The organism is Burkholderia sp. HAN2018 (assembly GCF_024704855.1).
GTDB lineage: Bacteria > Pseudomonadota > Gammaproteobacteria > Burkholderiales > Burkholderiaceae > Burkholderia > Burkholderia cepacia.
This window is the reverse complement of record NZ_QOBB01000446.1, coordinates 1-2,450: the sequence shown is the minus strand read 5'-3', so window position 1 is coordinate 2,450 and position 2,450 is coordinate 1. Positions and strand designations below refer to the sequence as shown.

Below are 2,450 nucleotides of genomic sequence, written 5' to 3'. Positions count from 1 at the left end.
CGCGGCGCGCGGCGCATCGGCCACCTGACGCGCGTACTGCGCGAGCACCGGCGCTTCGAACAGCGCGCGCACCGGCACGTCGCGGCCGAGCCGTTCGGCCACGCGCGTCGCGACGCGCACGGCGGCGAGCGAATGGCCGCCGAGATCGAAGAAGTGATCGCCCCGGCCCACACGCTCGAGATTCAGCACGTCGCACCAGATCGCCGCGAGCGCGGCTTCGTCGCCGTCCTGCGGCGCTTCGTACGCGCGTTCGACACGCACGGGCGCCGGCAGCCGTGCGCGGTCGACCTTGCTGTTCGCGTTGCGCGGCAGCGCGTCCAGCACGATCAGCTGCGCGGGCACCATGTAATCGGGCAGCGTGCGGCGCAGGTGTGCGTCGAGCGTCGCGGCTTCGACCGGCTGCGCGGCCGCCCGTGCGTCGGCGGTCAGCTCGACGTACGCGACGAGCTGCGCGAGTGCGCCCTGCCCGTGCACGACCGCGCATGCTTCACGCACCGCGTCGTGCGCGGCAAGCTGCGCCTCGATCTCGCCGAGTTCGATGCGCAGCCCGCGCAGCTTCACCTGGTGGTCGACGCGGCCGATGAAGTCGAACACGCCGTCCGCGCGGCGCCGCACGAGGTCGCCCGTGCGGTACAGCCGCGCACCCGGCGCGCCGTACGGATCGGGCACGAAACGCTCGGCCGTCAGCGCCGGGCGGTCGAGATAGCCGCGCGCGACGCCGATCCCCTCGCCGCCCAGGTACAGTTCGCCGATCACGCCGACCGGCAGCGGATGCAGCCGCTCGTCGAGCACGTGCGCGGTGCGTGCGCCGACCAGCGTACCGATCGGCAGGTACGCGGCGTCGCCGAGCTTCGCGAGATCGTCGCCGGGCCGGAACATCCACAGCGTCGGCGTGATGACCGTCTCGGTCGGCCCGTAGCCGTTGACCACGCGCACGTTCGGCAGCGCGCGGCGCAGCATCGCGAATGCCTCGCGCGACGTCGCTTCGCCGCCGACGGTCAGCGACCGCAGTGTCGGCGGCGCGCCGTGCGCGAGCGCCCATTCGGCGAGCTGCGCGGCGCAGCCGGGCGGCACGTAGGTCATCGTCACGCCGTCGCGGACCATCATCGCGCAGGTCTGCGCGGGCGGCCACAGCACGTCGGCCGTCACCGACACGGCGGCGCCCGACATGTACTGCGAGAACCAGCCTTCATGCGCGCCGTCGAAGTTGACCGACTGGAACAGCAGGAACACGTCCTGCTCGCCCGCGCCGTAGCGCTCGGCGATCGCCGCGCAATGCAGCGCGAACGATGCATGGTCGACGATCACGCCCTTCGGCTTGCCGGTCGAGCCCGACGTGTAGATCGCATAAGCCGCGTGCCCCGGCAGCACGTCCGGCAGCACGACGTGCGCCGCTTCGTCGAGCGCAGCGACTTCATCGGCGCGCCACACGCGCAGCGCCGGCAGCTCGGGCAGCGACGCGGCGCTCGCGCCGTCGGTCAGCACGTGCGCGATGTTCGCGTCGCCGACGATCTGCGCGAGCCGTTCGCGCGGATGAGCCGGATCGAGCGGCACGAACGCGGCGCCCGACTTCAAGACCGCGATCAGCGCGACGAGCAGGTCCACCGAGCGCTGCAGCGCGACGCCGACCCGCATTTCCGGCCGTACGCCGGCCGCCACCAGATGGCGCGCCAGGCGGGCCGCGCGCGCATCGACTTCGCCGCGCGTGAACGCACGATCGATATCGGCGACGCCGCGCGCGTCGGGCCGTGCCTGCGCATGCGCGGCGATACGTGCATGCACGGGCACGAACGGCTCGGCATCGGTCGCGCCGGCCGGCGCGTTCCATGCAAGGAGCTGCGCGCGCTCGGCGGCGGGCAGCCAGTCGAGATCGCCGACCGGCATGTCGGGGCGCGCGAGCGCATCGGCGAGCAGCGTGACGAAGCGCGCGGCCAGCCGTTCGATCGCATCCGCATCGAACAGGTCGAGCGCGTAGATGAACGCGGCGTCGAAGGTGCCGTCCGGCGTCGCTTCGACCGACAGCGTCAGGTCGAATTTCGCGGCAGGCGTACCGGACGGCAGCAACGCGGCCGACGCCGCGCCGAGCGCCGGCAACGCACGACGCTCGCCGTAGGCGGCCATCACCTGGAACAGCGGATGGTGGCTCGCGCTGCGCGGCACGCCGAGCGCGTCGACCACCTGCTCGAACGGCACGTCCTGATGCATCTGCGCGTCGACGAGCGCACGCTGCGTGCGCGCGACCAGCGACGAGAAATCGCCGTGCGCGGGCACGTCGACGTCGATCGCCAGCGTGTTGACGAAGAAGCCGATCAGGCCGGCGACTTCCGCGCGTTCGCGGTTCGCGGCCGGCACGCCGACGCAGATCCGCGCATCGCCCGTCGCGCGCGCGAGCAGCGCATCGAGCGCGGCGAGCAGCACCGCGAACGGCGTGGCGCCCGATGCGGCCGCGA

At 73.0% G+C, this 2,450-nt stretch carries 1 protein-coding gene; it reads right to left on the bottom strand.

The window, feature by feature from the left end; all coding sequences use genetic code 11:
- The coding region (locus DPV74_RS40780) for a non-ribosomal peptide synthetase (protein ID WP_119339243.1) at positions 1–2,450 on the bottom strand (2,450 nt) is incomplete at both ends.